The following is a 25,090-nucleotide window of genomic DNA, read 5'->3' as shown; positions in this document are numbered from 1 at the left end:
GGGTCTCTTCACACAGCGAAGCGTAGGGCACGCCCGCCCAAAAGCGCCCTAACCGACCGCGTGCACCGGAGCCTGCAGCGCCACGCCGGACCCGTCCCGGCGCGGGTCGGCCTCCGGCAACGAGACCGGCTGCCCGGCCGAGCCGGTCGCGTGCGGGGGAGCCGTGCCCACCCAGGCGAGGATGAGGGTGTCCTCACCCTTGAGGAAGCGGTGCGCCCGCACCCCGCCGGTGGCCCGGCCCTTGGCCGGGTACACCTCGAAGGGCGTGATCTTGATCGACCCGGTCTGGGTGCCGGGCAGCGCGTCCTGGGTCCCGGAGACAGTGACGACCGCGTGCGGGGCGTCGTCGGGCAGGATGGCGCCGAAGAAGACGACCTGCTGGCCGGCGCCCAGCTTGATGCCCGCCATGCCGCCCGCGGTGCGGCCCTGGGGACGGACCGCAGAGGCCGGGAAGCGCAGCAGGGACGCCTCGGAGCTGATGAACACGAGCTCGGCGTCGTCGGGCGCGGCGGCCGCGCCGACCACCGTGTCACCGTCCTTGAGGGCGATGACTTCCCAGCTGTCCTTGGCCGGGATGTCGCCGCGGGCGACCCGCTTGACCACACCGGCCGCGGTGCCCACCGCGAGGGTGGGGGCGTCCTCGGTCAGGGACACGAGCGAGACGATCGTCTCCCCGGGGTCGACGGCGCACACCTCGACCGTGGGCACCCCGCCGGACAGGCTCGGGGCGCCCTGGGTGGGGGGCAAGGACGGCAGGTCCAGGACGGACAGCCGGATGATCCGCCCGCGCGAGGTCAGCGCGCCGATCTCGGCGCGGGCGCTGGTGGCGACCACCGAGCGCAGCACGTCGTGGGCGTGGCGGTGGTCGTCGCGGAGCACCGGCTCCTCGCCGGCGGTGCGGGCCATCAGCCCGGTCGTGGACAGCATGACCCAGCACGCGGTGTCCTCGACCTCGAGCGGGACCGCGGAACCGCGGGCGGGCGTCAGACCGGCCGCGCCGGTCACCCCGGCACCGGCGGAGTCGAGCAGGATCGTGCGCCGCGGGGTGCCGTAGACGCGGGCGACGTCGGCCATCTCCTGGCTGACCACGGAGCGCAGGCGGGCGTCGCTGGCCAGGATCGCCTGGAGCTCGGCGATCTCCTCGGCCAGGGCCGCCTGCTCCTTCTCCAGGTCGAGCTGGGAGAACTTCGTCAGGCGGCGCAGACGCAGCTCGAGGATGTACTCCGCCTGCGGCTCGGACAGGTCGAACACGCTGCGCAGGCGCCCACGGGCGGTCTCGGCGTCGTCGGACGTGCGGATCACCTGGATGACCTCGTCGATGTCGACGATGGCCAGCAGCAGGCCCTCGACCAGGTGCAGCCGTTCCAAGCGCTTGGCCAGGCGGTGCTCGCAGCGCCGGCGCACGACGTCGAGACGGTGGTCGACCCACACCGAGAGCATCTCGCGCAGGCCGAGGGTGCGCGGCTGGCCGTCGACGAGGGCGACGTTGTTCATGCCGAAGGAGTCCTCCATCGGCGTGAAGCGGAAGAGCTGCTCGAGGACCGCCTCGGGGTTGAACCCGGTCTTGATCTCGATGACCAGCCGCAGCCCGTGGGTGCGGTCGGTGAGGTCGGTGACGGCCGTGATGCCCGAGAGCTTCTTGGCCTGCACACCTTCCTTGATCTTCTCGATGACTTTCTCCGGGCCCACGAGGTAGGGCAGCTCGGTGACGATGATGCCCTTGCGCTTGGGGGTGACGTTCTCGACGCGGACCGTCGCGCGGGTGCGGAAGGACCCGCGGCCGGTGCGGTAGGCGTCCCGGATGCCCTCGAGGCCGATGATCTTCCCGCCGGTGGGCAGGTCCGGGCCGGGCACGAAGCGCATGAGGTCCTCGAGCGAGGCCTTCGGGTTGGCCACGAGGTGGCGCGCGGCGGCGATGACCTCGATGAGATTGTGCGGGGCGAGGTTGGTGGCCATCCCGACGGCGATCCCGGACGCACCGTTGACCAGCAGGTTCGGGATCGCGGCGGGCAGCACCTCGGGCTGGACGAGCTTGTTGTCGTAGTTGGGCACGAAGTCGACGACGTCCTCGTCGAGGCCGGTCGTCATGACCAGGGCCGCCGGGGCCAGACGGGCCTCGGTGTACCGGGGCGCGGCCGGGCCGTCGTCGAGGGAGCCGAAGTTGCCGTGGCCGTCGACCATCGGCAGGCGCAGGGAGAAGGACTGCGCCATGCGCACGAGGGCGTCGTAGATCGCCGTGTCGCCGTGCGGGTGCAGCTTGCCCATGACCTCCCCGACGACGCGCGCAGACTTCACGTGGGCGCGGTCCGGTCGCAGGCCCATGTCGGCCATCTGGTAGAGGATGCGGCGCTGGACCGGCTTGAGTCCGTCCCGGGCGTCGGGCAGGGCACGCGCGTAGATGACCGAGTAGGCGTACTCGAGGAAGGACCCTTCCATCTCCGCCGAGACATCGATGTCGATGATCTTCTCGGTGTAGTCCGCTGGTTCGGTCGCGGGACCGGCGCCGGTCGACTTGCGTGCCATCGGGTTCGGCTCCTCAGCGGTGGTCAGGGTCGGTGTGGTGGGCAGAGTACATATTCCCACGACCGACGGTGTGCCCAGTCTCCGCAGGGCGGGGGCACCGCCTAGCCTGTACCTGTGACCAGCCCACCGGAGGAATCAGCGAGTCGTCCGGCGTCGGACCGCACCTACCCCCGGGAGTGGGAGGCCGACGTCGTGCTGCGCGACGGCACGACCGCGCGGCTGCGCCCCATCCGGGTCGGCGACCGCGACAAGCTGCAGCGCTTCCACACCCGCCAGTCCGAGCGGTCGACGTACATGCGCTTCTTCGCCGCGATGGAGCGGCTCTCCCCCCGGGACCTCACCCGCTTCACGGTCGTGGACCACCACGACCGGGTCGCGCTCGTCGTGGTGAGCACGACGCCGGCCCCGGACGGACGCAGCGGCCACGAGGAGATCATCGGCGTGGCCCGCTTCGACCGGATCGGCCCCGACGAGGCCGAGGTCGCCTTCAACATCGCCGACTCCCACCAGGGGCGCGGACTCGGCTCGGTCCTGCTCGAGCACATCGCCGCAGCCGCCCGCGAGGTCGGCGTGCGCCGCTTCACGGCCGAGGTGCTGCCCCAGAACGGCAAGATGCTCACGGTCTTCCGGGAGGCGGGCTACCAGACCACCCAGCACGTCGACGACGGGATCGTCTCGGTGAGCATCAACCTCGACCCCACCGAACGTTCCCGCCAGGTGATGGCCGACCGCGAGCACCGGGCCGAGGCCCGCAGCATGCGGGGCCTGTTCACCCCGGGCTCGGTCGTCGTGGTCACCTCCCCTCACGCCGACGAGTTCCAGACCCAGCTGGCCGTCCGGGTGGTCGGCGCCCTGCTCGACGCCCGCGGCACCGATCACGCGGTCGCCCTGACCGTCGTCGGCCTCTCGCCGGCGGCCCGCCAGGAGCTCGAGGGGCGGCCCGAGGCCCCGGTCGCCGGCTCTCCGGTCACCTTCGTCGACACCCTCGCCGAGGTCACCGGCCCGGTCGACCTCGCCGTCCTCACCGTCCCCGCGGACGAGGCCGCCGCCGTCGTCAAGGCCCTCGCCCCGCTGGCCGTGCGCGCGGTCGTGGTGACCGGCCCCGGGTACGCCGAGACGGGGGAGGAGGGTCTCGAGCTGCAGCGCGGCGTCGTGCGGTCCGCGCACGCGGCCGGCATGCGCGTCGTCGGCCCCGGATCGTACGGGCTGTTCGCCCAGCGACCGGAGGCGACCTTCAACGCCTCCCTGACCCCCGCCCTCCCCCCGCCCGGCCGGGTGGGGCTGTTCTGCCAGTCGGCCCCGATGGCCGTGACCGTCCTGGCCACGGTGGCCCGGCGCGGGCTGGGAGTCTCGTCCTTCCTGTCCGCGGGCAACCGCGCTGACGTCTCGGGCAACGACCTCATGCAGTTCTGGCAGGACGACGAGTCGACCGACGTCGTGGGCCTGTACCTGGAGTCGATCGGCAACCCGCGCAAGTTCTCCCGGATCGCCCGCCGGCTCGGCCTGGTCAAGCCCGTCGTGGTGGTCACGGCCGGCCGGTCCGGGCACATCGTGCCCCCCGGCCACGCCGTGCGCACCACCCGCGCCCCGCGCCGCACGCTCGAGGAGATGTTCCGCCAGTCCGGGGTCATCCGCGCCGAGAACACCCACCAGATGATCGACATCATCCAGCTCCTCGCCCACCAGACGCTGCCCCAGGGCCGCCTCGTCTCGATCGTGGCCAGCTCGGCGCCGTTGGCAGCCGTGGTGGCCGAGGCCGCCGGCTCGGCCGGGCTCGTGGTCACCGGACGGGTGGGGATCGTCCCGGACGGCGCCACCGAGGCGCAGGTCACCGAGACGGTCGACGCCGTCTACGCCGACGGCGCGTGCGACGTGGTCGTCGCCGTGCACGTGCCGGTGCTGGGACGCCAGGACGACAGGTTCTGCGAGGCCGTGGCCCGGGCGGCCGCACGCACCGGCCGCCCGACCGTGGCCAGCGTCCTCGGCCTGCACGGCCTCGTCCCGCTGCTCACCGCACCCGCCCCGGACGGCACGCAGGTGACGGTCCCGGCGTACTCGACCCCCGAGGACGCCGTCCAGGCCCTCGGCGCGGTCGTGCGGTATGCGGCATGGCTGGGTCAGGACCACGGCGAGAACCTCGTCTACCCGGACGTGGACGTGGCCGGCGCGCGGCGCATCATCGAGGCCCGAGTGGGTGACGCACGCAGCAGCGACCTCGCAGCCGACGAGGTCCGGGCGCTGCTGGAGTGCTACGGCATCGACCTGTGGCGGTCGGTCCGGGTCACCAACCCCGACGAGGCGGTGGCCGCCGCCCGGGACCTGGGCTGGCCGGTCGCGCTCAAGAGCACGGCCGAGTCCCTGCGCCACCGCGCCGACCTCGGCGGGGTGCGCCTGAACATCACCGACGAGGCCGAGCTGCGCACCAACTACGAGCAGATGTCCCGGGCGCTCGCGGACCACCTGTCCCCGGGGCGCCGCGGCGACTCCGCCCAGTTCGAGGTCCAGCGGATGGCACCGACCGGGGTGGCCTGCGTCGTACGGTCCACCGAGGACCTGCTCTACGGACCGGTCGTGTCCTTCGGGCTCTCCGGCGACGCGACCGACCTGCTCGGCGACGTCAGCTACGGCGTCCCCCCGCTGACCACGACGGACGTCGCGCAGATGGTCCGGTCCATCCGCGCCGCGCCGCGTCTCTTCGGCTACAAGGGGCTTCCCGAGGCCGACGCCGGTGCGATCGAGGACCTCATCGGCCGGGTCTGCGAGCTCGCCGAGAACCACCCCGACGTCCAGTCCCTCGAGCTCTACCCGGTCGTGGTCGCCGAGCACGGGGCCGCGGTGCTCAGCGCGCGGATCACCGTCGGCGCGGCGAACCGCAAGGACGGGCTGCGCCGGTCGCTGCCCGACTGAGCCGGTCGTGGCCCGTCTTCGGCGTTGTCACCGGCGGCGCATAGGATGGGTGGGTGCCTTCGACCAGCCCTGACCTCCGTACCGACCTGCACCGCCAGCTCAACCGCGCGGGCTACTACCCCGACCTCGTCGCCGACGTCCTCGACGTGGCGCTCGCCGACGAGCCCGTCGAGGCCCACCTCGTCCACGTGGAGACGACGTTCACGACCTCCGAGGTGCGCCGCCACGTGACCGTGCTGGTGCTCACCGGCTCTCGGCTCGTGCTCGCCCACGTCGACGACCACTCCGGCGACCACCCCGACACCCACGACGCCCATGACGTGGAGGAGCGCACCGCCTCCCAGTCGAGCGCCGCGGCGACGACCGAGGCTGTCCCGCTGGCCCAGGTGAAGTCGGTCGTGCTGACGCACATGGTGAACTCACCCGAGAAGCACGTCCCGGGTGCACCCCCGGCCGAGCTCACCCTGGCCGTCGGGTGGGGTGCCGTCTCCCGCATCGACCTCGAGCCGATGCAGTGCCCCGACCCGCAGTGCGAGGCCGACCACGGGCTGACCGGCTCGGTCGCCAACGACGACGTCCTCGTGCGGATCAGCGCGCAGGCCGAGGGCCTCGACGCCGTCCGGTCCGCGGTCGCGTTCGCCAAAGCACTCTCGGCAGCGACCGGGCAGGCCGCCCGGGGCGGGACCCGGTGACACCGGCGCCCACCACGAGCCTCACCGACACCGCCCGCAGCGCCGGTCTCCTGCTCCCGGACGTCGGTGGCCGCAGCCTGTCGGCCGTGCTGCCCGCCGTCGCGGGGAGCCTGGGCGTGACCGACGGCCCTGGCCGGTTCGCGGCCGCCCAGGACCTGCTGGGCCTCGCGCCGGCAGAGCGGGTGTGTGTCGTCCTCATCGACGGGCTCGGCTTCGAGAACCTCACCGAGCGCAGCGGGCACGCACCGTTCATGCGCTCCATCCTGGCCGACGGCGGCGAGCTCACCTGCGGCTTCCCCTCGACCACGGCCGTGTCCATGGGCATCTTCGGTACCGGCACCGGGCCGGGACGGACGGGCCTGCTCGGCTACACGGTCCGCAACCCGCACACCGGGGCGGTGGCGAACATGGTCTCCTGGACCGGTCTCGGCGCACCCGAGGACGTCCAGCGCGAACCGACCGTCTTCGAGGCGATCACCGCGGCCGGGGTGTCGGTGACCACGGTGGGCCCGGCCCGGTTCGCACAGTCCGGGATGACCCGCGCCGCGCTGCGCGGGGGCCGGTACTGGAACGCGGAGTCGTTGGCCGACCGCGTCGACGCGGCCGCCTACGAGCTCATCTCACCCGGCATGGTCTACCTGTACTGGGGTGACGTCGACAAGATCGGCCACCACGAGGGCGCGCTGTCCTGGCAGTGGGGCGACGCGCTCGAGGCCGCCGACCGCGAGATCGAACGCCTCGCGCGAACCCTGCCCCGCGGCACCCGTCTGATCATCACCGCCGACCACGGCATGGTCGACGTCGACGTCTCTCGGCGCTGGGACGTGGCACAGACCCCCGGGCTGAGCGAAGGCGTCAAGGTCGTCGCCGGGGAGCCCCGGGCCGTCCACGTCTACTCCCGCAAGGCCAGCGGCGCCGACGCCGTCGCCGCCCGCTGGCAGGACGTGCTCGGCGACGGCGCGCTCGTGGCCACCCGCGACGAGGTCGTCGGTGCCGGCTGGCTGGGACCGGTCTCCGACCACGTCGCACCGTACATCGGCGACGTGATCGTGGCGCTGACCGGCGCAGGGACCGTCGTCGACTCCCGGACGCAGAGCGCCGCCTCGCTCGGGCTCCGCGGAGTCCACGGTTCGCTCACCCCGCGCGAGATGCGCATCCCGTACCTGACGCTCGGCGTCTGAAGTCCCCTGCCGCATCTGAAGTATCCTCCAGCGTCGGGACTACTCCGGCTTCGCCCCGAAGACGATCTCGTCCCAGCTGGGCACCTTGGACCGGGCACGCTTGGCGGTGCGCGGCTTGACCGGCTCCTCGGCCGGCGCAGCATCGTCCGGTGCGCCAGCTGACGCCGCGGCCGGTGCCAAGTCCGGTGCCGCAGCAGGCTCCGCCGGGGTCTCGTCCGGGGCGGGGCGCTGGGCGCTCGGGTGGTCGGCCGACGCCTCGGGGAGGGTGACTTTCGGGAGGGAGTAGACCCGTGCGTCGCCCGCGTCGCCCGTGTCGTCGGCGGGGTGGGCGCCCGGCACGTCCTCGGCCGAGTCGAGGTTGAAGATCGCCGGCGGGCCGAAGCCCTCGAAGCTGGTCTCGTCGTCGAGGTCCATCTGCTGGCGCACTCCGCGCCGACCCCGCAGGTCGTCGAGCAGTGCTGAGGTCTCCTCGAGCTCGACGTCCCGAGGGTCGGTGACGGCCGCGTCTGGGTCGGAGCGCCGGGAGTCGTGCCGGGGGTCGTGGCGAGAGTCGACCGCGTCGAGCACGGGGCGGATCGAGCCGTCCACCTCGACGTCGTAGACGGAGGCGCGGACCGAGGCCAGGTGACGGCGGGGGATGGGCTCGTCGGCGATCTCGGTCTCGGAGAGCCAGCGGGCCTCGTCCTCGAGGGCGTGCAGGGACCGGGCCGGGGCGTCGAAGGTCCAGCGCGCGATCCGTTCCTGGCCGGAGACGAGGAAGGCCACGGTGACGATCCACCCGTGCCCGTCCGGGCGGGCGGCGTCCCACTCGAGTGTCTCGGTGTCCACGCCGCGGGCGGCGAGCCGGTCGGTGACCAGGTCACCGAGGCTCGGGGAGCTGCTGTCGCGGCCGACGCGGGTGGCCGCGGCCTGCTGGGCGATGAAGGCGCGCTCGGCGAGCACGGGTCCCTCGTAGCGGCGGACCTGGGCGACGGTGATCCCGGAGTCGGCGGCGATCTCCTCGGCGCTCTGTCCGGCGCGCACCCGGGACTGGATCTCGCGCGGGGGCAGCACGCCGGCACCCTGAGACTTCAGGTGCTCCAGGCGCGGCCGGTCCCCGCGCACCGCTGCGCGCAGCTCGTCGGTGATCGGCAACCGGAGCCGCTTGCCACCCGGACCTGCCAGGACGAGATGCTCCCCGTCGTCGTGCAGCCCGACGAGCCGTAGTTCACCTGCACTCAACTCAACCATGCGTCCTCCTGTGGCACCTGCTTACGTGTCAGGGTGCCATCTTCTCGGGGCCCCGCGGCGCACGTGGGTCGGTGCGCCGCTCACGGAGATGGACGATCGGCGTTCGACCTCGGCCCGCACAGCGTCAGGCAAGATGATCCTATGACGCCAGAGAACCCAGTACCCGCCAGCTCCCTGCCCGACGCCGCCGGGCTCGCCGCGCTGCGCAGCCTCGCCGAGCGCGCGGCCCTCGCCGCCGCCGACCTCGTGCGCAGCACCCGACCCGACCAGGTGACCGTGGCGGCCACGAAATCCTCCCCGGTCGACGTCGTCACCGCGATGGATGCGGCCTCGGAGGTCCTGCTGCGCAGGCTCATCCTGGCCGAGCGCCCCCACGACGCCATCCTCGGTGAGGAGGACGGTCACGTGGCCGGCACGAGCGGGCTCACCTGGGTCATCGACCCGGTCGACGGGACGGTCAACTACCTCTACGGTGTGCCCGCCTACGCGATCTCCGTGGCGGTCGTGGCCGGCACGCCCGACCCGCGCGAGTGGACGGCCCTGGCCGGGTGCGTCGTGCACGTGAGCGGCGGGACGAGCTGGACGGCCTCGCGCGGCGGGGGAGCCACCCGGGACGGCGTGCCGATCTCGGTCAACGCCGCCAAGGACCTCTCCCAGAGCCTGGTCGGGACGGGCTTCGGCTACGCGAGCGAGCGCCGCGCGGCCCAGGCGCAGGTGCTCACGCACGTGCTGCCCCGGGTCCGTGACATCCGGCGGATCGGGTCGGCCGCCCTCGACCTGTGCATGGTTGCCCAGGGCACGCTCGACCTCGTCTACGAGCGCGGGCTCAACCCGTGGGACATGGCGGCCGGCGCGCTGATCGTCGAGGAGGCCGGGGGAGTCGCGACCGGGCTCCGCGGGATCCCGGCGAGCGCGGAGATGACCGTGGCCGGCCCCGGTGCGTCCGTCGCCGAGCTCGCGGCGCTGCTCGAGGAGCACGGAGCAGACCACGGCGCGTGAGCCGGTCACGAACACGTTTTCACGGCCGGATCGGGGTGAAATGGGGCCAGTGAGCAAGGTCACCGACCCGCGGATGTGCGGTGGGCGCCAAAATGTTGCACAATCCGTTCGCCACCTGGGAACAACTGGAGTGGCCCGAGCATTACATGCGTAAGCAACGAGTTGCGTCATACCGAGGGGCTTCGCAGTCGCCTCGGCACCCACCAAACATCTGCAATGGAGTGTGAGCCCACACATGGCAACCGACTACGACGCCCCCCGCAAGACAGAGGAAGACCTCAGTGAGGACTCTCTCGAAGAGCTGAAGGCGCGTCGCTCTGACAAGAGCTCAGGAGTCGTGGACGAAGACGAGACAGAAGCCGCCGAGGGCTTCGAGCTCCCCGGCGCCGACCTCTCCGGCGAAGAGCTCTCCGTCCGCGTGCTCCCGCGTCAGGCGGACGAGTTCACGTGCTCGAACTGCTTCCTCGTCCACCACCGCAGCCAGCTCGCCATCGAGAAGGACGGCAAGCAGATCTGCTCGGAGTGCGCAGCCTGACCTTCGGGCCTGCCCTCACCTGCTCTCGTTGCCGCGCGATCGTCCCCAGGGTCGGTCGCGCGGTCTCGTCGCGTCAGGACGTCACCCCCGTGCGGAGAGCGCGGCCGCCAGGTCAGCGGCGCGCCGGCTGGAGACGATCCAGTACGGCGTCGGGTCCGCGGGGTCGCTGACCTCGACCCTGACCCCGCCGCCGGCCCACGTGCGCAGGCATGCGAAGGCCCGCGGGTCCCACTCGGTGCCCATCGCGCGCTGGACGCCGGCCCGGTCCAGGACCGTGACCTCCCCGAGCAGCGCGAGCGGGATGTGTGCCTTCCCGGCCACGAGCTCGCCGTCGCGCACCATGACGACGGGTGAGGTCGCCCACGCCAGCGCGATGCCGGCGGCCAGCGTCACGAGACCGGTCACCACCGCGGTGACCGGACCGGCCACGGTCAGCGCCACACCGAGGACCGCCGCGAACACCACCACCCCGATCCACCCGCCCGGGCCGGGCAGCAGCTTCTCGGTGAAGGCCGCCCCCGTGGGGCTCGGCGTCTCGGGGGCAGGATCGGGTGCTGGCGCGGCTGAGGTCATGGCACCCATGATGCCAGGGGGCGCCCAGCGCTTCCCCGTGCCCCGAGTGCCTCCCTGTGTCTGCTGCGGCCTACTGCGTGTCACCGTCGGCGGGCTAGAGTCTCCTACCGTGACCACGCACTCTCCAGAGATCCTCATCACCCTGCTCGACGACGCGGTCCGGGTGCCCGCCTACGCCCACCCGGGCGACGCCGGCGCCGACCTCGTCACGACGGTCGACGTCACCCTCGCGCCGCTGCAGCGGGCCACCGTCCCCACCGGCGTCGCCATCGCGATGCCCGACGGCTACGCGGCCTTCGTCCTGCCCCGGTCCGGGCTGGCGGCGCGGCACGGCCTGACGATCGTCAACGCGCCCGGCACGGTCGACGCCGGGTACCGCGGCGAGATCGCCGTCACCCTCTACAACAGCGACCCGGTCGAGACCATCACCCTGGCCCGCGGCGACCGCATCGCCCAGCTCGTCGTGCAGCAGGTGGCCCGGGCGCGGTTCGTCGTGGCCGACCGTCTCCCGGGGTCCGACCGGGGCGAGGGCGGCTTCGGCTCGAGCGGCGGCTGGTCGCGTTCACCGGTAGCGGAGAACTAGTTCACCCCGGCGCCCGCGGCCTAGTCTTGTCACGTAGAGGTCACGGACCGTTTAGTGTTGTCCCGCCCTGTGCAGTCTCACCTGCACTCGTCCCGGGGCGGACCTGCCTCACACGCATCACCGAAGATCTGAAGGAGACGAACCAGTGGCCCTGTTCCGACGCGGTTCCAAAGAGACCCTTGCACCGACGCAGGACTCCGGGGCCGACAGCGAGTCCAGCGCCGCGGCTGAGCCGGACGAGACGGCGACCACCGCGCACGGAGTCGAGGCCGCTGAGGCGGGCGTGGGCCCCTGGGACGTCACCGAGGTCCCCGAGATCGGCAAGCGGGTCGACCTCGGCGCACTGCGCGTCCCGGGCGTGCCGGGGATGGAGCTGCGGATGGAGGTCGACCAGAAGACCAACCGGGTGACCGGTGCCGGCCTTGCCGTGGACGGCTCCGTGCTGCAGGTGCAGGCCTTCGCCGCACCGCGCACCGACGGCATCTGGGACGAGATCCGCGCCGAGATCGCCGAGTCCATCGTCAAGCAGGGTGGGTCCGTCGACGACGTGCCCGGCCCGTTCGGCCGCGAGCTGCTCGCCCGTCTGCCGGCCCGCACCCCGGACGGACGCACCGGGCACCGTCCGGCCCGGTTCATCGGCCACGACGGCCCCCGATGGTTCCTGCGCGGGGTGGTCAGCGGCAAGGCTGCGGTCGACGTCGAGGCCGCTGCGACCCTCGAGGAGATCTTCGGGCAGATCGTCGTCGTGCGCGGCGACGAGGCGCGCCCTCCGCGCGACCTGCTCATCCTCACCCTGCCGGCCAACGCCACCCCGGTGGCCAGCGCCGCCGCAGGCGCAGCCGTGGACGCCGACGCCGACGCCGCGCCGAGCGCGACCGATCCTGACTTCGACCCCCTCACCCGGGGTCCTGAGATCACGGAGATCCACTGATGAGCCTTCGGTCCGCGCTCAGCTACGCCCTCGCCTCCCAGGAGGAGATCGCGGCCGACGAGGAACGCACCGACTCCCTCGCCCAGACCGGCTGCATCGCGGCAGCGACCGCGGGGAACCGGGTCCAGGTCGCGCTCTCGGGAGTCATCCGCTCGGTCATCCTGCGCCCCCGCCAGGGCGTGCAGGCCTTCGAGGCCGAGCTCTTCGACGGCACCGCCTCGGTCGACCTCGTGTGGCTCGGTCGGCACCGCATCGCCGGGATCGAACCGGGCCGCCGCGCACGCATCGAAGGACTCGTCTGCCAGATCGACGGCCGACCCACGATCTACAACCCGCGCTACGAGCTGCGGGTCCGGCCCGGAGAATGACAGGGAGAATGAGCAGACGATGACCACCGACCCCGTCGCGGAGCAGGCTCCGACCACCGGTGTGCGCACGCTGACCGCCCAGGAGTTCTCGCTGAGCGACTCCGTGGGCGGAGTCCGAGGTGCCATCGAGTCGATGCTCCCCGGGCTGGTCTTCGTCGTCGTCTACACGATCACCCGGGAGCTGTCCCCGGCGCTGTACTCCTCGCTCGGTGTGGCGCTCCTGGCGGTCCTCGCCCGGCTGGTCCAGCGCACGCCCGTCACGCAGGCCTTCAGCGGGCTGCTCGGCGTCGCCATCGGGGTGTTCTGGGCCTGGAAGTCGGGGGACGCGACCGACTACTTCGCCTACGGCCTGTGGACGAACGGCGCGTACCTCGCCGTCCTGCTGGTCACGGTGCTCATCGGCTGGCCGATCGTGGGCGTCGTCGTCGAAGGGCTCCGCGCCGGGCTGGGTCGCGTGGAGGCCGAGCCGGGGGACCCGCCCGCCGGACCGCTCTGGTCGACGGCGTGGCGCAAGGACCGAGCGCTCATGCGTCGCTACACGATCGCCACGTGGCTGTGGATCGCTTTGTTCGGACTGCGCCTCGCCGTCCAGGTCCCGCTCTACCTCAGCGCCTCGGTCGGGTGGCTGGGGACGGCACGCCTGGTCATGGGTATCCCGCTGTGGGCCCTGGTGCTGTGGGCTACGTGGCTGCTGGTCCGCCGACCAGCAGCGCCTGCAGCGCAGCCTGGGACGCATCCCGCCCCGTGACGATGAGCAGCTCGTCTCCGACCTCGAGGGTGTCGTCGACGCTCGGGGCGATCGGCTGGGTGCCGCGCACGATCGCGGCGAGCACGGTGTCCTCGGGCCAGACGACCTGACCGACCCGCTGACCGGTGAGCGGAGAGTCCTCCGGAAGGGTGATCTCCAGGATGTCCGCCCCGGACTGGTGGAAGGTGAAGATCTTCACCAGGTCGCCGACCGCGACGGCCTCCTCGACCATGGCGGTCATGATCCGCGGGGTCGAGACAGCGACGTCGACCCCCCAGGACTCGTCGAACATCCACTCGTTCTTCGGGTTGTTCACCCGGGCCACGGTGCGCGGCACCCCGAACTCGGTCTTGGCGAGCAGCGAGATGACGAGGTTCGCCTTGTCGTCCCCGGTGGCCGCGACGATGACGTCGCACTCGTCGACTTTCGCCTCGGTGAGCGTGGACAGCTCGCAGGCGTCGGCGAGCAGCCAGTCGGCCTCGGGCACCTGGGCGACGCGCATCGACGTCGGCTGGCGGTCGATGAGGGTGACTTCGTGATCGGAGACCAGGAGCTCGCGGGCGATCGAACGCCCCACGGAGCCGGCTCCGGCGATGACGACGCGCATCAGCTCTCCACCTTCGGGGCGTGGGTCAGAATCCGTTCCATGTCGGAGGACCTGTCGGTGTGGACGAGCATGTGCAGGATGTCGTTCTCCTGGAGCACCATGTCCGCGTGGGTGATGACGCCGGCGCCGTAGCGGCTGACGAAGGCCGAGCGGGCCCCCGACGCCTCTTCGATGGACCGGATGGAGTGCCCGTACCAGCCCTCGTGCACGTCGACCTGGCACAGCCCGATCTGACCGGACGGGTCGCGGTACTCGTCGGTCGCGCCCATCGGGAGCATCCGGCGCAGCACCTGGTCCGCGGTCCAGCGGACCGTGGCGACCGTCGAGATGCCCAGCCGCTGGTAGATCTCCGCGCGGCGCGGGTCGTAGATCCGGGCGACGACGTTCTCGATCCCGTACGTCTCTCGCACCACCCGCGCAGCGAGGATGTTGGAGTTGTCGCCGTCGGAGACCGCCGCGAACCCGAAGGTGTCGTCGATCCCCGCCTGATGGAGGGTGTCGCGGTCGAAACCGAGACCTGTCACCTTCTTGCCCCCGAAATCGGGGCTCAGTCGGCGGAAGGCCTCGGGGTTCTGGTCGATGACCGCGACGGAGTGACCGTAATTTTCGAGCGACTGGGCCAGTGTGGCTCCGACGCGCCCGCATCCCATGATGACGAAGTGCACAACCCGGAACGCTATACCAGGTTGGTCGACGCCGACACACGAACCCCGGACCAGGGGCGCAAGGGTTCCGTAAAGGTTTCTGCCGTCGCTGGACCGGAAACCTGAATGTGGGCCTAGCATTGCTCAACGTGTCGGATATCGCAGATGCCGCCAAGCGCCTGCTGCTAGGACGTCCAGTCCGCAGCGAGCACCTGGGGCACACCCTCCTCCCGAAGCGGATCGCCCTCCCGGTGTTCGCCTCGGACGCCCTCTCGTCCGTCGCCTACGCCCCGGACGAGATCCTCCTCACGCTCGCGGTCGCCGGCTTCACCGCGACGACGATCTCCCCCTGGGTGGGCCTCGCGGTCGTCCTGGTGATGATCACCGTCGTGGCCTCCTACCGCCAGAACGTCCACGCCTACCCCTCCGGCGGCGGCGACTATGAGGTGGCGACGAAGAACCTCGGCAAGAACTCCGGCGTCACCGTCGCCAGCGCCCTCATGGTCGACTACGTCCTCACCGTCGCGGTGTCGATCTCCTCGGGCGCCCAGTACGCGGCGAGCGCGGTCCCGGCGCTGCGCGGCCACGAGGCGCAGTTCGCCATCGCCCTCGTCGTGCTGCTGACCATCGCGAACCTGCGCGGGGTCAAGGAGTCCGGGAAAGTCTTCGCGATCCCGGTCTACCTGTTCATGCTGGCCATCGGGCTCACCGCCGTCGTCGGCTTCCTGCGCAGCCTCACCGGAACGCTGCCGATGTCGGAGAGCGCGGAGTTCGAGCTCGTGGCCCAGCCGGGCTTCGACGAGGGGCTGATCGGCTTCGCCGGCGCCTTCCTCATCGCCCGCGCCTTCGCCTCCGGGTGTGCCGCGCTGACCGGCGTCGAGGCGATCAGCAACGGTGTGCCGGCCTTCCAGAAGCCGAAGTCGAAGAACGCCGCGACCACCCTCGCGCTGCTCGGCGGGATCTCCGCGGTGATGATCATGGCGATCCTCTTCCTCGCCAAGCTCACGGGCGTGCACTACGCCGAGGACCCGCACACCCAGCTCACCTCCGGCGGGCAGCTGCTCCCGGCCGACTACGTCCAGCACCCGGTGATCGGGCAGCTGGCCGAGGCCGTGTTCCAAGGCGTCCCGCTCGCCTTCTACCTCGTCTCCGCGATCACCGGGGTCATCCTCATCCTCGCGGCGAACACCGCCTTCAACGGCTTCCCGGTGCTCGGCTCGATCCTGGCCAAGGACGGGTACCTGCCCCGCCAGCTGCACACCCGGGGTGACCGGCTCGCCTTCTCCAACGGCATCCTCACCCTCGCGGCCGGCGCGATCGTCCTCATCTGGGCCTTCGACGCCGAGGTCACGCGGCTCATCCAGCTCTACATCGTCGGGGTGTTCGTCTCCTTCACCCTCTCCCAGCTGGGCATGGTCCGGCACTGGACCACGGCCCTGCGCACCGAGACGAACCCGAAGACGCGGGCCACCATGGGCCGGTCCCGGGTGGTCAACGGGGTGGGCCTGGCCATGACTGGCACCGTCCTCATCATCGTGCTGCTGACGAAGTTCACGCACGGCGCGTGGATCGCCCTGCTCGCGATGGCCGGCCTGTTCGTGCTCATGAAGGCGATCCGCTCGCACTACGACGTCGTCTCCGCCGAGCTCGAGCTGGGGGAGGACCCCTCCGCCTCGCGCGCGCTGCCCAGCCGGGTGCACGCCATCGTCCTGGTCTCCAAGCTGCACAAGCCGACGATGCGGGCGATCTCCTACGCCCGGGCGTCCCGGCCCAACACCCTCGAGGCGCTCACCGTGGGGGTCGACGCCGAGGACATCGCGCGGCTCACGGCCACCTGGGAGGCGCTCGACCTGCCCGTGCCGCTGCGGGTGCTGGACTCCCCGTTCCGGGAGATCACCCGTCCGATCCTGTCCTACGTGCGCTCCATCCGCCGGGAGAGCCCCCGCGACCTCGTGGTGGTCTACATCCCCGAGTACGTCGTCGGGCACTGGTGGGAGCAGCTGCTGCACAACCAGAGCGCGCTGCGGCTCAAGGGGCGTCTGCTGTTCACCCCGGGTGTCGTGGTCGCCTCCGTCCCGTGGCAGCTGTCCTCGACCAAGGGGCAGACCGGCCTCGAGGGGACGGCCTACGTGGAGAAGCGACGGCGGATCGGGTACTGACGGGGCCGGCCGGCGGGGGATACTTGACGGGTGCCTATCAACTCTGTGCCTTCCGACCTGCCTGCTGACGTGCCTGCTTCCGCTGCGCCCACCGAGCCCGCCCCCACCGAGCCCGCTGAGCCGACTGCGCTCATCGAGCTCGAGATCGGCCGGATCGCCCACGGTGGTCACTGCGTCGCACGCCACGAGGGGCGCGTCGTGTTCGTCCGGCACACCCTCCCCGGGGAGCGGGTGCTCGCGCGCCTGACCGACTCCGGCGAGGGGTCGACGTTCTGGCGCGCCGACGCGATCGAGATCCTCGAGGCGTCACCAGACCGGGTCCGTTCGCCCTGGCGCCAGGCCGGTGCCGACGGCGTCGGCGGCGGCGAGCTCGCCCACGTCGCGCTCGAGGCCCAGCGCCGCTGGAAGGCGACCGTGGTCGCCGAGCAGCTGAGCCGCCTGGCCAAGATCGACCGTGAGGTCGTCGTGGAGGCTGCCCCCGGCGACGACGAGCGCGGCGGCCTCGGCTGGCGCACCCGCATCGACCTCGTCGCCGACGACGCCGGCCGGGCCGGCATGCGCATGTTCCGCTCCCACGACGTCGTCCCGCTGCACACCATGCCGCTGGCGACCGAGGAGGTGCTCGCCGCCGCGACGGCCGAGAAGGTCTTCACCCGCCGCTGGGCGCCGGGCACCGCGATCGAGATCGTCGCGCCCGCCTCGGGCGCCGACCCGATCGTCCTGGCCGACGGCGACGTCGTGCGCGGGTCGGGCCTCGACAAGCGGCCCAACGTCCGCCGCGCCGTGACCGAGACCGTCGTGGTCGACGGCGAGGAGATCACCTACCGGGTCGCCGCCGACGGGTTCTGGCAGGTGCACCGCGAGGCTCCGTCCCTGCTCGCCCAGGTCGTGCTCGACTCCGCCCGCGGCGGCGCCGACGGCGACATCACCGACGCGACCGTCGTCGACCTCTATGCCGGGGCCGGGCTGTTCACGGTCCCCCTCGCCAAGGCCGTGGGTCAGGTCGGGCGGGTCGTGTCCATCGAGGGCGACGCCCGCGCCGCCAAGGACGCCCGCCGCAACGCCCATGCCTACGAGCAGGTGGAGATCCACGAGGGCGCGGTCGATCACGTGCTGCGCACCGCCGGGCACGGCGCGATCGGGGGGGCCGACATCGTCGTCCTCGACCCGCCCCGCACCGGTGCCGGCGCCAAGACGATCAAGGAGATCGTCGCGCTGTCCCCGTCCCGGATCGTCTACGTGGCCTGCGACCCGGCCGCCCTCGCCCGCGACATCGCCTACCTGGCCAAGGACGGGTACGAGCTGGAGAGCCTGCGGGCCTTCGACCTGTTCCCGATGACGCACCACGTGGAGTGCGTGGCGGTTCTCACGCGGTAGGGCGCAGCCCCGTCCGACGAGCGCAGAGGGCGACCGGATCGCCCCCTGTGAAGCCGACACGCTCGCGGTTGGCTTCGCAGGGGACCCGGATCTGCCTAGCGGCGGTCGCGGCGGTCGTCGCGGCGGTCGCCACGGTCGTCGCGGCGATCTTCTCGTCGATCACCTCGGCGGTTGATCCCGTGCGCCACCACGACGGCGCCTCCGACCGCGGCCACGGTCCTTCTCCTGCGCCTGGCTGCCATGGGCATGTCAGTCTCCTTCCTCGTCTGCGTCTGCGTCTGCGTCTGCGTCTGCGGCGTCGGCCTCGACGGCCGCGATCACCGCCTGGATCGGAATGCGCCCGCTGGCGGCCAGCTGGCCGCCAGCATGGCGGACAGCCGAACCGAACGGCGCCGCCCACAGGTTCTCCCACACGAGCACCGCTGCCGCGCTGCCGGGCTCGATCGTCTCGACCAGGTCGATGACGTCCTGCTCGCTCAGCAGCATCGCCAGCTCTGTCTCATAGGCGCGCAGCTCACCGATGTCGCTGTCCTCCATGTCCGAGGCCTCGAAGACCTCGTAGCCTCCGTCGGTGTCCTTGGTCAGGAAGATCAGGTCCAGGACGCGGATCAGGTTTCGGTCGACGAGGTCCTTCAGGATCGGGGCGACCTTGCCGGTGAACTTCGGCTCCGGGAACTCGAGGACGATCCAGTCGACCGGCCCGAGCTCGTCAATGTTGATGCTCATGCACAACTCCTCTCGTGGTGTGGTGACGACTCGCAGTACGACCACGACGGTCATGCTCCGGTTGGATGTCCAAGACGTGCACCGTCAGCAGCCATGGTCGTTCTCGATACTCCGAGTGTGCTTCGGGACTGCTGCCGGGCGCCTCGTCCCTCACGGATGACCGTGGTCTGGAGCGCCCACGGGAGTCATGCCGGTATAAGAGGGGGATCCATGGGGTGATGGCCTTCCCGGAGATGTCGAGCTGCAGTTGGTCTGCCGTGCTGGAGCCGTCGACTCGGTACGTGATCGTCAGCGGCGTGCTGCGTTCGCCGAGACCAGGAGGCCCGAATCATCTCCCTGGAATCGAACGGACCAGGGCCCAGGACCCTTGGCGTCGTCTCGATGACGCGCCACGTGGAGTGCGTGGCGGTGGTCACGCGGTAGTCGCCGGCGACGCCCGTCCCGCACGCTGGGTATGTTGTTCCCGTCAGTGACGGCAGTGACTGCAGCGACGGCGATGCCCAGGAGTACCGATGAACGGATCGACCACGACCAGCATGGCTGGCCTCACCGCAGCCGAGGTCGACGAGCGCCGGTCCCAGGGCCTGAGCAACACGGTCTCCCACCAGACCTCCCGGTCCTTCAAGGACATCCTCCGGGAGAACATCTTCACGCTGTTCAACCTCATCCTCGTGATCGCCCTCGTCCTCGTGCTTGCCACGGGCCGCTGGCCGGACGCGTTGTTCGGCCTGGTCATCGTCATCAACGCGGCGATCGGGATCGTCACCGAGTACCGGGCCAAGCGCACCCTGGACAACCTCGCGATCCTCGACGCGCCGTTCGCGCGGGTGACCCGCGACGGCGCCCTGGGGCAGGTGCGCCTGGAGGACATCGTGCGCGACGACGTCGTGCACCTGGGAGCCGGGGACCAGGTCCCCGCGGACGGGGAGGTCCTGGAGTCCCGGGGCCTCGAGGTCGACGAGTCCATGCTCACCGGGGAGTCGCACTCGGTGCACAAGCCACTCGGCGCCGAGGTGCTCTCGGGGTCCTCGATCGTGGCCGGCAGCGCCGTCTACCGGGTCACCAGGGTCGGTGAGGAGGGCTACGCCAACCGGATCACCGCTGCGGCGAAGAAGTACTCGACCGTGCAGTCGGACCTGCGCGACGGCGTGAACAAGATCCTGCGCATCGTCTCCTTCGGGATCGTCCCGATCGCGCTGCTGCTCGCCTGGAGCCAGCTGCAGGCGACCGGGGGGTGGGAGACCGCCCTCCAGGGCGAGAACTGGAAGGACGCGGTCGTGGCGGCCGTGGCCGGGGTGGTCGGGATGATCCCCGAGGGGCTGGTCCTGCTCACCTCGCTGAACTTCGCGATCGCCTCGATGCTCCTGGCCCGTCAGAAGGTGCTTGTCCAGGAGCTCGCCGCGGTCGAGGTGCTCGCCCGGGTGGACGTGCTCTGCCTCGACAAGACCGGCACCATCACCGACGGGACCGTGTCCCTCACCAGTCTCAAGACCCTCGCCGACCTCCCCGGGGCGATGGCCGCGCTCGCGGCCTTCGCGGCCGACGCCGACGGGAACGCCACCTCCAAGGCCCTGGCGACCGGCGTCGACGCGGTCACCGCCGCCGCGGTCACCGGGTCCGTCCCGTTCTCCTCCGCCCGCAAGTGGAGCGCCCTGGCCACCGCCGACGGCGCCTGGGTGATGGGCGCCCCCGAGATCCTGCTCGGGCACCGCACGGACGACGCCGCTCAGCGGGCGCGCACCCTGGTGGCCGGGGAGGCCGACACCGGCGCCCGGGTGCTGCTGCTCGCCCGCAGCCCGCAAGGGATGCCCGGGACCGAGGCCCCGCTCGCGGGCGACCTCCAGCTCGCCGTCGTCGCCGTGCTGGGGGAGCGGATCCGCCCCGACGCAGCCCAGACCCTCGCCTACTTCCGTGAGCAGGGCGTGCGCGCCAAGGTCATCTCCGGCGACAACCCCGACACCGTCGCGGCGATCGCCACCCGGGTCGAGCTGCGCGGGGAGGGGGTCGAGGTGGCGGGCTACGACGCCCGGCACCTGCCCACCGACGACCCGGCCGAGCTGGCCCGCATCGTCGCCGAGTACGACGTCTTCGGCCGGGTCAGCCCCGAGCAGAAGCGCGAGATCGTGCACGTGCTGCAAGGTCAGGGGCACGTCGTGGCGATGACCGGGGACGGTGTCAACGACGCCCTCGCGCTCAAGGACGCCGACCTGGGCATCGCGATGGGCAACGGCGCGGGGGCGACCAAGGCCGTGGCCCGCATCGTCCTCGTCGACGGCCGGTTCGCGACCCTGCCCGGGGTGCTCGGACAAGGGCGCCGGGTGATGGCGAACATGGAGCGGGTCGCGACCCTCTTCCTCACCAAGACGACCTACGCGGCGCTGCTCGCCGTCGTCGTCGTGCTGCTCGCCTGGCCGTACCCGTTCCTGCCGCGGCACATGACCATCATCGGCTCGCTGACCATCGGGATCCCGGCGTTCCTGCTGGCGCTGCCGTCCAACAACCAGCGGTACCTGCCCGGGTTCCTGCGCCGGTGCCTGTCCTTCGCGATCCCGCTGGGCATCGTCACCGGGACGCTCGCTCTCGTGGTGTTCTCGGTCGTGTGGAACCTTGACTCCCTCGTCCAGGCCCGGACCGCCGTCTACATCGTGCTCATCGTCGTGGGCCTGTTCGTCGTGGGGGTGGTCGCCCGCCCGTGGGCGCCGTGGAAGGTCGCGATGATCACGGCGCTGGCCGCGGCCGCGGCCGCGACGCTGTGGATCCCGTGGGTCCACGAGCTCGTCGAGCTCGAGTACCCGAGCCGCAGCGCGGCCGGAGTGATCCTCGGCGCGATCGTCGTGGGGTGCATCCTCGTCGAGGTGATCCACCGCTGGCTGACGCCGTGGCTCGTGGCCCGGAATGTATCTTGACGTCAAGATACATGCGCTATGATGGTCGCAGCACAGCCCGGCGTAGGCTGGGTCAATCCCCCAAGTGACAGACACAAGCAACTGAAGAGGAGCCTACGTGAGCAGCGTGGACACGTTCGGATCGAAGGGAGCTCTCGAGGTCGACGGCACCTCGTACGAGATCTTCCGACTCTCCGCAGTACCGGGCACGGACAAGCTTCCGTTCAGCCTCAAGGTTCTCGCTGAGAACCTCCTCCGCACCGAAGACGGCGCGAACATCACCGCTGATCACGTCACCGCGATCGCGAACTGGGACCCCGACGCCCAGCCCGACACCGAGATCCAGTTCACGCCCGCGCGCGTGATCATGCAGGACTTCACCGGGGTGCCGTGCATCGTCGACCTCGCTACCATGCGTGAGGCCGTCGCCGACCTCGGCGGCGACCCCGAGCGGATCAACCCGCTCGCCCCGGCCGAGCTCGTCATCGACCACTCCGTGCAGATCGACGTCGCCGGCCGCGCCGACGCCTTCGAGCGCAACGTCGAGCTCGAGTACGAGCGCAACCGCGAGCGCTACCAGTTCCTGCGCTGGGGCCAGACGGCCTTCGACGACTTCAAGGTCGTCCCCCCGGGCACCGGGATCGTGCACCAGGTCAACATCGAGTTCCTCGCCCGCACCGTCATGACCCGCGAGGTCGACGGTGTGCTGCGCGCCTACCCCGACACCTGCGTGGGCACCGACTCCCACACGACCATGGTCAACGGCCTGGGCGTGCTCGGCTGGGGCGTCGGCGGCATCGAGGCCGAGGCCGCGATGCTCGGTCAGCCCGTCTCGATGCTCATCCCGCGCGTCGTCGGGTTCAAGCTCACCGGCCTCATCCCCTCCGGTGTCACGGCCACCGACGTGGTCCTCACGATCACCCAGCAGCTGCGCCAGCACGGCGTGGTGGGCAAGTTCGTCGAGTTCTACGGAGTGGGCGTCGCGGCCGTGCCGCTCGCCAACCGCGCCACCATCGGCAACATGAGCCCCGAGTTCGGCTCGACCGCGGCGATCTTCCCGATCGACGGCGTCACCCTGGACTACCTGCGCCTGACCGGCCGCTCCGAGGAGCAGCTCGCTCTCGTCGAGGCGTACGCCAAGGAGCAGGGCATGTGGCTCGACCCGTCCTCACCGACGTACGTCGAACCGCAGTTCTCCGAGTACCTCGAGCTCGACCTGTCCACGGTCGTCCCCTCGATCGCCGGACCGAAGCGCCCCCAGGACCGCATCGAGCTGTCCCAGGCGAAGGCCGCGTTCACCCGCGACCTGCCGGTCTACGCCCCCGAGGTGTTCGACGCCGTCGACGAGGCCGAGAAGGAGTCCTTCCCGGCCTCGGACCCGCCCTCGATCACCGAGCACTCCCACCGTGTGGTCGACGTGACCGACACCCAGGGCCGGTCCTTCGGGCTGTTCCACGGCGCCGTGGCGATCGCCTCGATCACCTCCTGCACCAACACCTCGAACCCCTCGGTCATGATGGCCGCCGGGATCCTGGCGAAGAAGGCCGTCGAGAAGGGCCTGGTCGCCAAGCCGTGGGTCAAGACGTCCATGGCGCCGGGCTCGCAGGTCGTCACGAACTACTACGAGAAGGCGGGGCTGTGGCCCTACCTCGAGGCCCTCGGCTTCCACCTCGTCGGCTACGGCTGCGCCACGTGCATCGGCAACTCCGGCCCGCTCGACGAGAACATCTCGACCGCGGTCAACGACCACGACCTCGCCGTGGTGTCGGTGCTCTCCGGAAACCGCAACTTCGAGGGTCGCATCAACCCCGACGTGAAGATGAACTACCTCGCATCCCCGCCGCTGGTCATCGCGTACGCGCTGGCCGGGACGATGGAGTTCGACTTCGAGCACCAGCCGCTGGGACGCGACGGCGAGGGCCACCCGGTCTTCCTGCGCGACATCTGGCCCACGCCCGAAGACGTCCAGACGACGATCGACTCCTCGATCGACCGCGCGATGTTCACCAAGGACTACGCGGACGTCTTCACCGGCGACGAGCGCTGGCGCGCGCTGCCCACCCCGGTGGGCAACACCTTCGAGTGGGACCCCACGTCCACCTACGTGCGCAAGCCCCCGTACTTCGAGGGCATGGGCCTGACCCCGGACCCGGTCACCGACATCTCCGGTGCCCGCGTGCTCGCCAAGCTCGGCGACTCGGTCACCACCGACCACGTCAGCCCGGCCGGGGCGATCAAGCCCGGGACGCCGGCCGCGGAGTACCTCGCCGCGAACGGCGTGGAGCGTCGTGACTACAACTCCTACGGCTCACGCCGCGGGAACCACGAGGTCATGATCCGCGGGACCTTCGCGAACATCCGCCTGCGCAACCAGCTCCTGGAGAACGTCGAGGGTGGCTACACCTTCAACTTCATCAAGGGTGAGCAGTCCTTCATCTATGACGCCGCCCAGGACTACGCCGCAGCCGGCGTGCCGCTCGTCGTCCTCGGTGGCAAGGAGTACGGCTCCGGGTCCTCCCGCGACTGGGCCGCGAAGGGCACCGCGCTGCTCGGCGTCAAGGCCGTCATCACCGAGAGCTTCGAGCGGATCCACCGCTCCAACCTCATCGGCATGGGCGTCCTGCCGCTGCAGTTCCCGGCCGGTCAGAACGCCGACACCCTCGGCCTGGACGGCACCGAGACCTTCGACATCTCCGGTGTCACGGGCCTCAACGAGGGCTTCACCCCCGAGACGCTGCACGTCACCGCGACGAAGAGCGACGGTTCGGTCGTCGCGTTCGACGCCGACCTGCGCATCGACACCCCGGGCGAGGCGGACTACTACCGCAACGGCGGGATCCTGCAGTACGTGCTCCGGTCGCTGGTCACCACCTGACCCGGTAGCCCGCACAGCACCAGCACCGCCCGACGGCGGGGCGCTCACCACGGTGGGCGCCCCGCCGTCGGTGTCTGCGCCGCTACAAGGCCGCTATGTGGAGGAGTCGCGGGCGCGCTGGGCGAAGGTGCCGGCGGTGACCGCCGCGTAGGACCGGGAGACGACCTCCTCCAGGACGGCGAGGTCGACGGCGGCCAGATCCTTGATGTAGAGGCAGACCAGGCCGGTCGTGTGCGGGCCGAGCCGGGCGAGCAGGTCGGCGTGCGCGCCGACGCCGTCGGGCAGGTAGATGGTGCTCGCCGCCTTGCGCGGGGAGAACCCGGCGGCCCCCGCATCGCCCTGGCGCCCGCTCGGGTACTGGTAGTGGTACTGCCCGAACCCGATGATCGAGGGACCCCACAGGACGGGAGGCTGCCCGGTCACCCGGCCCATGAGGGCCAGGAGCGTCTCGGCGTCCCGGTGCCGGACCGGGTGGGCGATCGCGGCCACGAAGGCGGCGACGTCGCCGTCGTGGGGGGCCGTCACGGGTGTGGGTGCCATGGGGTCA

Annotated in this window: 20 protein-coding genes; 13 read left to right on the top strand and 7 right to left on the bottom strand. The window is 71.3% G+C overall.

Annotation, left to right across the window (positions count from 1 at the left end; genetic code table 11):
• Positions 1–48: 48 nt before the first annotated feature.
• The gene (locus ACWA15_RS11370; protein WP_464055342.1) at positions 49–2,523 is read right to left on the bottom strand and encodes a DNA gyrase/topoisomerase IV subunit A; all 2,475 of its coding nucleotides are present in this window, start codon (positions 2,521–2,523) and stop codon (positions 49–51) included.
• A gap of 114 nt (positions 2,524–2,637) precedes the next feature.
• On the opposite strand from ACWA15_RS11370, the gene ACWA15_RS11365 reads away from it, so the two are divergent.
• Genes ACWA15_RS11365 through ACWA15_RS11355 form a run of 3 tightly spaced genes read left to right on the top strand, consistent with a single transcriptional unit; the run spans position 2,638 to position 7,303 of the window.
• On the top strand, positions 2,638–5,430 hold the full coding sequence (locus tag ACWA15_RS11365) for a bifunctional acetate--CoA ligase family protein/GNAT family N-acetyltransferase (protein ID WP_464055341.1): 2,793 nt from the start codon (positions 2,638–2,640) through the stop codon (positions 5,428–5,430).
• Positions 5,431–5,483: 53 nt separating this feature from the next.
• A complete protein-coding gene (locus tag ACWA15_RS11360) occupies positions 5,484–6,122 on the top strand; it encodes a DUF5998 family protein (protein WP_464055339.1) in 639 nt (212 codons plus the stop codon).
• Complete coding sequence (locus ACWA15_RS11355; RefSeq protein ID WP_464055338.1) at positions 6,119–7,303, top strand: alkaline phosphatase family protein; 1,185 nt, start codon at positions 6,119–6,121, stop codon at positions 7,301–7,303. The genes ACWA15_RS11360 and ACWA15_RS11355 overlap by 4 nt, the downstream gene beginning before the upstream one ends.
• Positions 7,304–7,342: 39 nt before the next feature.
• On the opposite strand, the gene sepH is transcribed toward ACWA15_RS11355, so the two are convergent.
• Positions 7,343–8,533 (bottom strand): septation protein SepH, encoded by a 1,191-nt coding sequence (sepH, locus tag ACWA15_RS11350; RefSeq protein ID WP_464055336.1) that lies wholly within the window; start codon positions 8,531–8,533, stop codon positions 7,343–7,345.
• Between the two features lie 141 nt (positions 8,534–8,674).
• Between sepH and ACWA15_RS11345 the strand changes: the two genes are divergently transcribed.
• Both ACWA15_RS11345 and ACWA15_RS11340 read left to right on the top strand, forming a co-directional pair.
• Entirely contained in the window at positions 8,675–9,532 is an 858-nt protein-coding gene (locus ACWA15_RS11345; protein WP_464055334.1) for an inositol monophosphatase family protein, read from the top strand.
• Positions 9,533–9,767: 235 nt separating this feature from the next.
• Positions 9,768–10,067 (top strand): DUF4193 domain-containing protein, encoded by a 300-nt coding sequence (locus ACWA15_RS11340; RefSeq protein WP_464055333.1) that lies wholly within the window; start codon positions 9,768–9,770, stop codon positions 10,065–10,067.
• 81 nt (positions 10,068–10,148) lie between these two features.
• Here ACWA15_RS11340 and ACWA15_RS11335 read toward each other — a convergent pair whose 3' ends face one another.
• Positions 10,149–10,640 carry a DUF3093 domain-containing protein gene (locus tag ACWA15_RS11335; protein WP_464055331.1) on the bottom strand — a complete coding sequence of 164 codons (492 nt, stop codon included), beginning with the start codon at positions 10,638–10,640 and terminating at the stop codon, positions 10,149–10,151.
• A 109-nt stretch (positions 10,641–10,749) separates the two neighbouring features.
• Here ACWA15_RS11335 and dut point away from each other — a divergent pair, with 109 nt between their 5' ends.
• From dut to ACWA15_RS11315, 4 genes are all read left to right on the top strand, one after another.
• Entirely contained in the window at positions 10,750–11,223 is a 474-nt protein-coding gene (gene dut, locus ACWA15_RS11330; protein ID WP_464055330.1) for a dUTP diphosphatase, read from the top strand.
• Between the two features lie 145 nt (positions 11,224–11,368).
• Positions 11,369–12,154, top strand: coding sequence for a DUF3710 domain-containing protein (locus ACWA15_RS11325; protein WP_464055328.1), 786 nt, complete (start codon positions 11,369–11,371; stop codon positions 12,152–12,154).
• Positions 12,154–12,522, top strand: coding sequence for an OB-fold nucleic acid binding domain-containing protein (locus ACWA15_RS11320; protein WP_464055326.1), 369 nt, complete (start codon positions 12,154–12,156; stop codon positions 12,520–12,522). Before ACWA15_RS11325 ends, ACWA15_RS11320 begins: the two co-directional genes overlap by 1 nt.
• 19 nt (positions 12,523–12,541) lie before the next feature.
• Entirely contained in the window at positions 12,542–13,270 is a 729-nt protein-coding gene (locus tag ACWA15_RS11315; protein ID WP_464055325.1) for a DUF3159 domain-containing protein, read from the top strand.
• Here the strand turns inward: ACWA15_RS11315 and ACWA15_RS11310 are convergent.
• Positions 13,203–13,877 (bottom strand): potassium channel family protein, encoded by a 675-nt coding sequence (locus ACWA15_RS11310; RefSeq protein ID WP_464055323.1) that lies wholly within the window; start codon positions 13,875–13,877, stop codon positions 13,203–13,205. The two genes, ACWA15_RS11315 and ACWA15_RS11310, sit on opposite strands and share 68 nt — an antisense overlap.
• Positions 13,877–14,527, bottom strand: coding sequence for a potassium channel family protein (locus ACWA15_RS11305; protein ID WP_464059489.1), 651 nt, complete (start codon positions 14,525–14,527; stop codon positions 13,877–13,879). Before ACWA15_RS11305 ends, ACWA15_RS11310 begins: the two co-directional genes overlap by 1 nt.
• Positions 14,528–14,670: 143 nt before the next feature.
• On the opposite strand from ACWA15_RS11305, the gene ACWA15_RS11300 reads away from it, so the two are divergent.
• Both ACWA15_RS11300 and ACWA15_RS11295 read left to right on the top strand, forming a co-directional pair.
• A complete protein-coding gene (locus ACWA15_RS11300; RefSeq protein WP_464055322.1) occupies positions 14,671–16,680 on the top strand; it encodes an APC family permease in 2,010 nt (669 codons plus the stop codon).
• A 36-nt stretch (positions 16,681–16,716) separates the two neighbouring features.
• The gene (locus tag ACWA15_RS11295) at positions 16,717–18,057 is read left to right on the top strand and encodes a class I SAM-dependent RNA methyltransferase (RefSeq protein WP_464059488.1); all 1,341 of its coding nucleotides are present in this window, start codon (positions 16,717–16,719) and stop codon (positions 18,055–18,057) included.
• Between the two features lie 249 nt (positions 18,058–18,306).
• Here ACWA15_RS11295 and ACWA15_RS11290 read toward each other — a convergent pair whose 3' ends face one another.
• A complete protein-coding gene (locus tag ACWA15_RS11290; protein WP_464055321.1) occupies positions 18,307–18,783 on the bottom strand; it encodes a DUF6325 family protein in 477 nt (158 codons plus the stop codon).
• A 512-nt stretch (positions 18,784–19,295) separates the two neighbouring features.
• Here ACWA15_RS11290 and ACWA15_RS11285 point away from each other — a divergent pair.
• A complete protein-coding gene (locus ACWA15_RS11285; RefSeq protein WP_464055320.1) occupies positions 19,296–21,689 on the top strand; it encodes an HAD-IC family P-type ATPase in 2,394 nt (797 codons plus the stop codon).
• 97 nt (positions 21,690–21,786) lie between these two features.
• Complete coding sequence (gene acnA, locus ACWA15_RS11280) at positions 21,787–24,543, top strand: aconitate hydratase AcnA (RefSeq protein ID WP_464055319.1); 2,757 nt, start codon at positions 21,787–21,789, stop codon at positions 24,541–24,543.
• Between the two features lie 93 nt (positions 24,544–24,636).
• Here the strand turns inward: acnA and ACWA15_RS11275 are convergent, their stop codons facing one another.
• Positions 24,637–25,083 carry a DUF1801 domain-containing protein gene (locus tag ACWA15_RS11275; RefSeq protein ID WP_464055317.1) on the bottom strand — a complete coding sequence of 149 codons (447 nt, stop codon included), beginning with the start codon at positions 25,081–25,083 and terminating at the stop codon, positions 24,637–24,639.
• Positions 25,084–25,090: the final 7 nt, after the last annotated feature.

The organism is Sanguibacter sp. TS_SC_8, assembly GCF_055361235.1.
The sequence above is the reverse complement of the archived record's forward strand: the minus strand, read 5'-3'. Positions and strand labels throughout refer to the sequence as shown.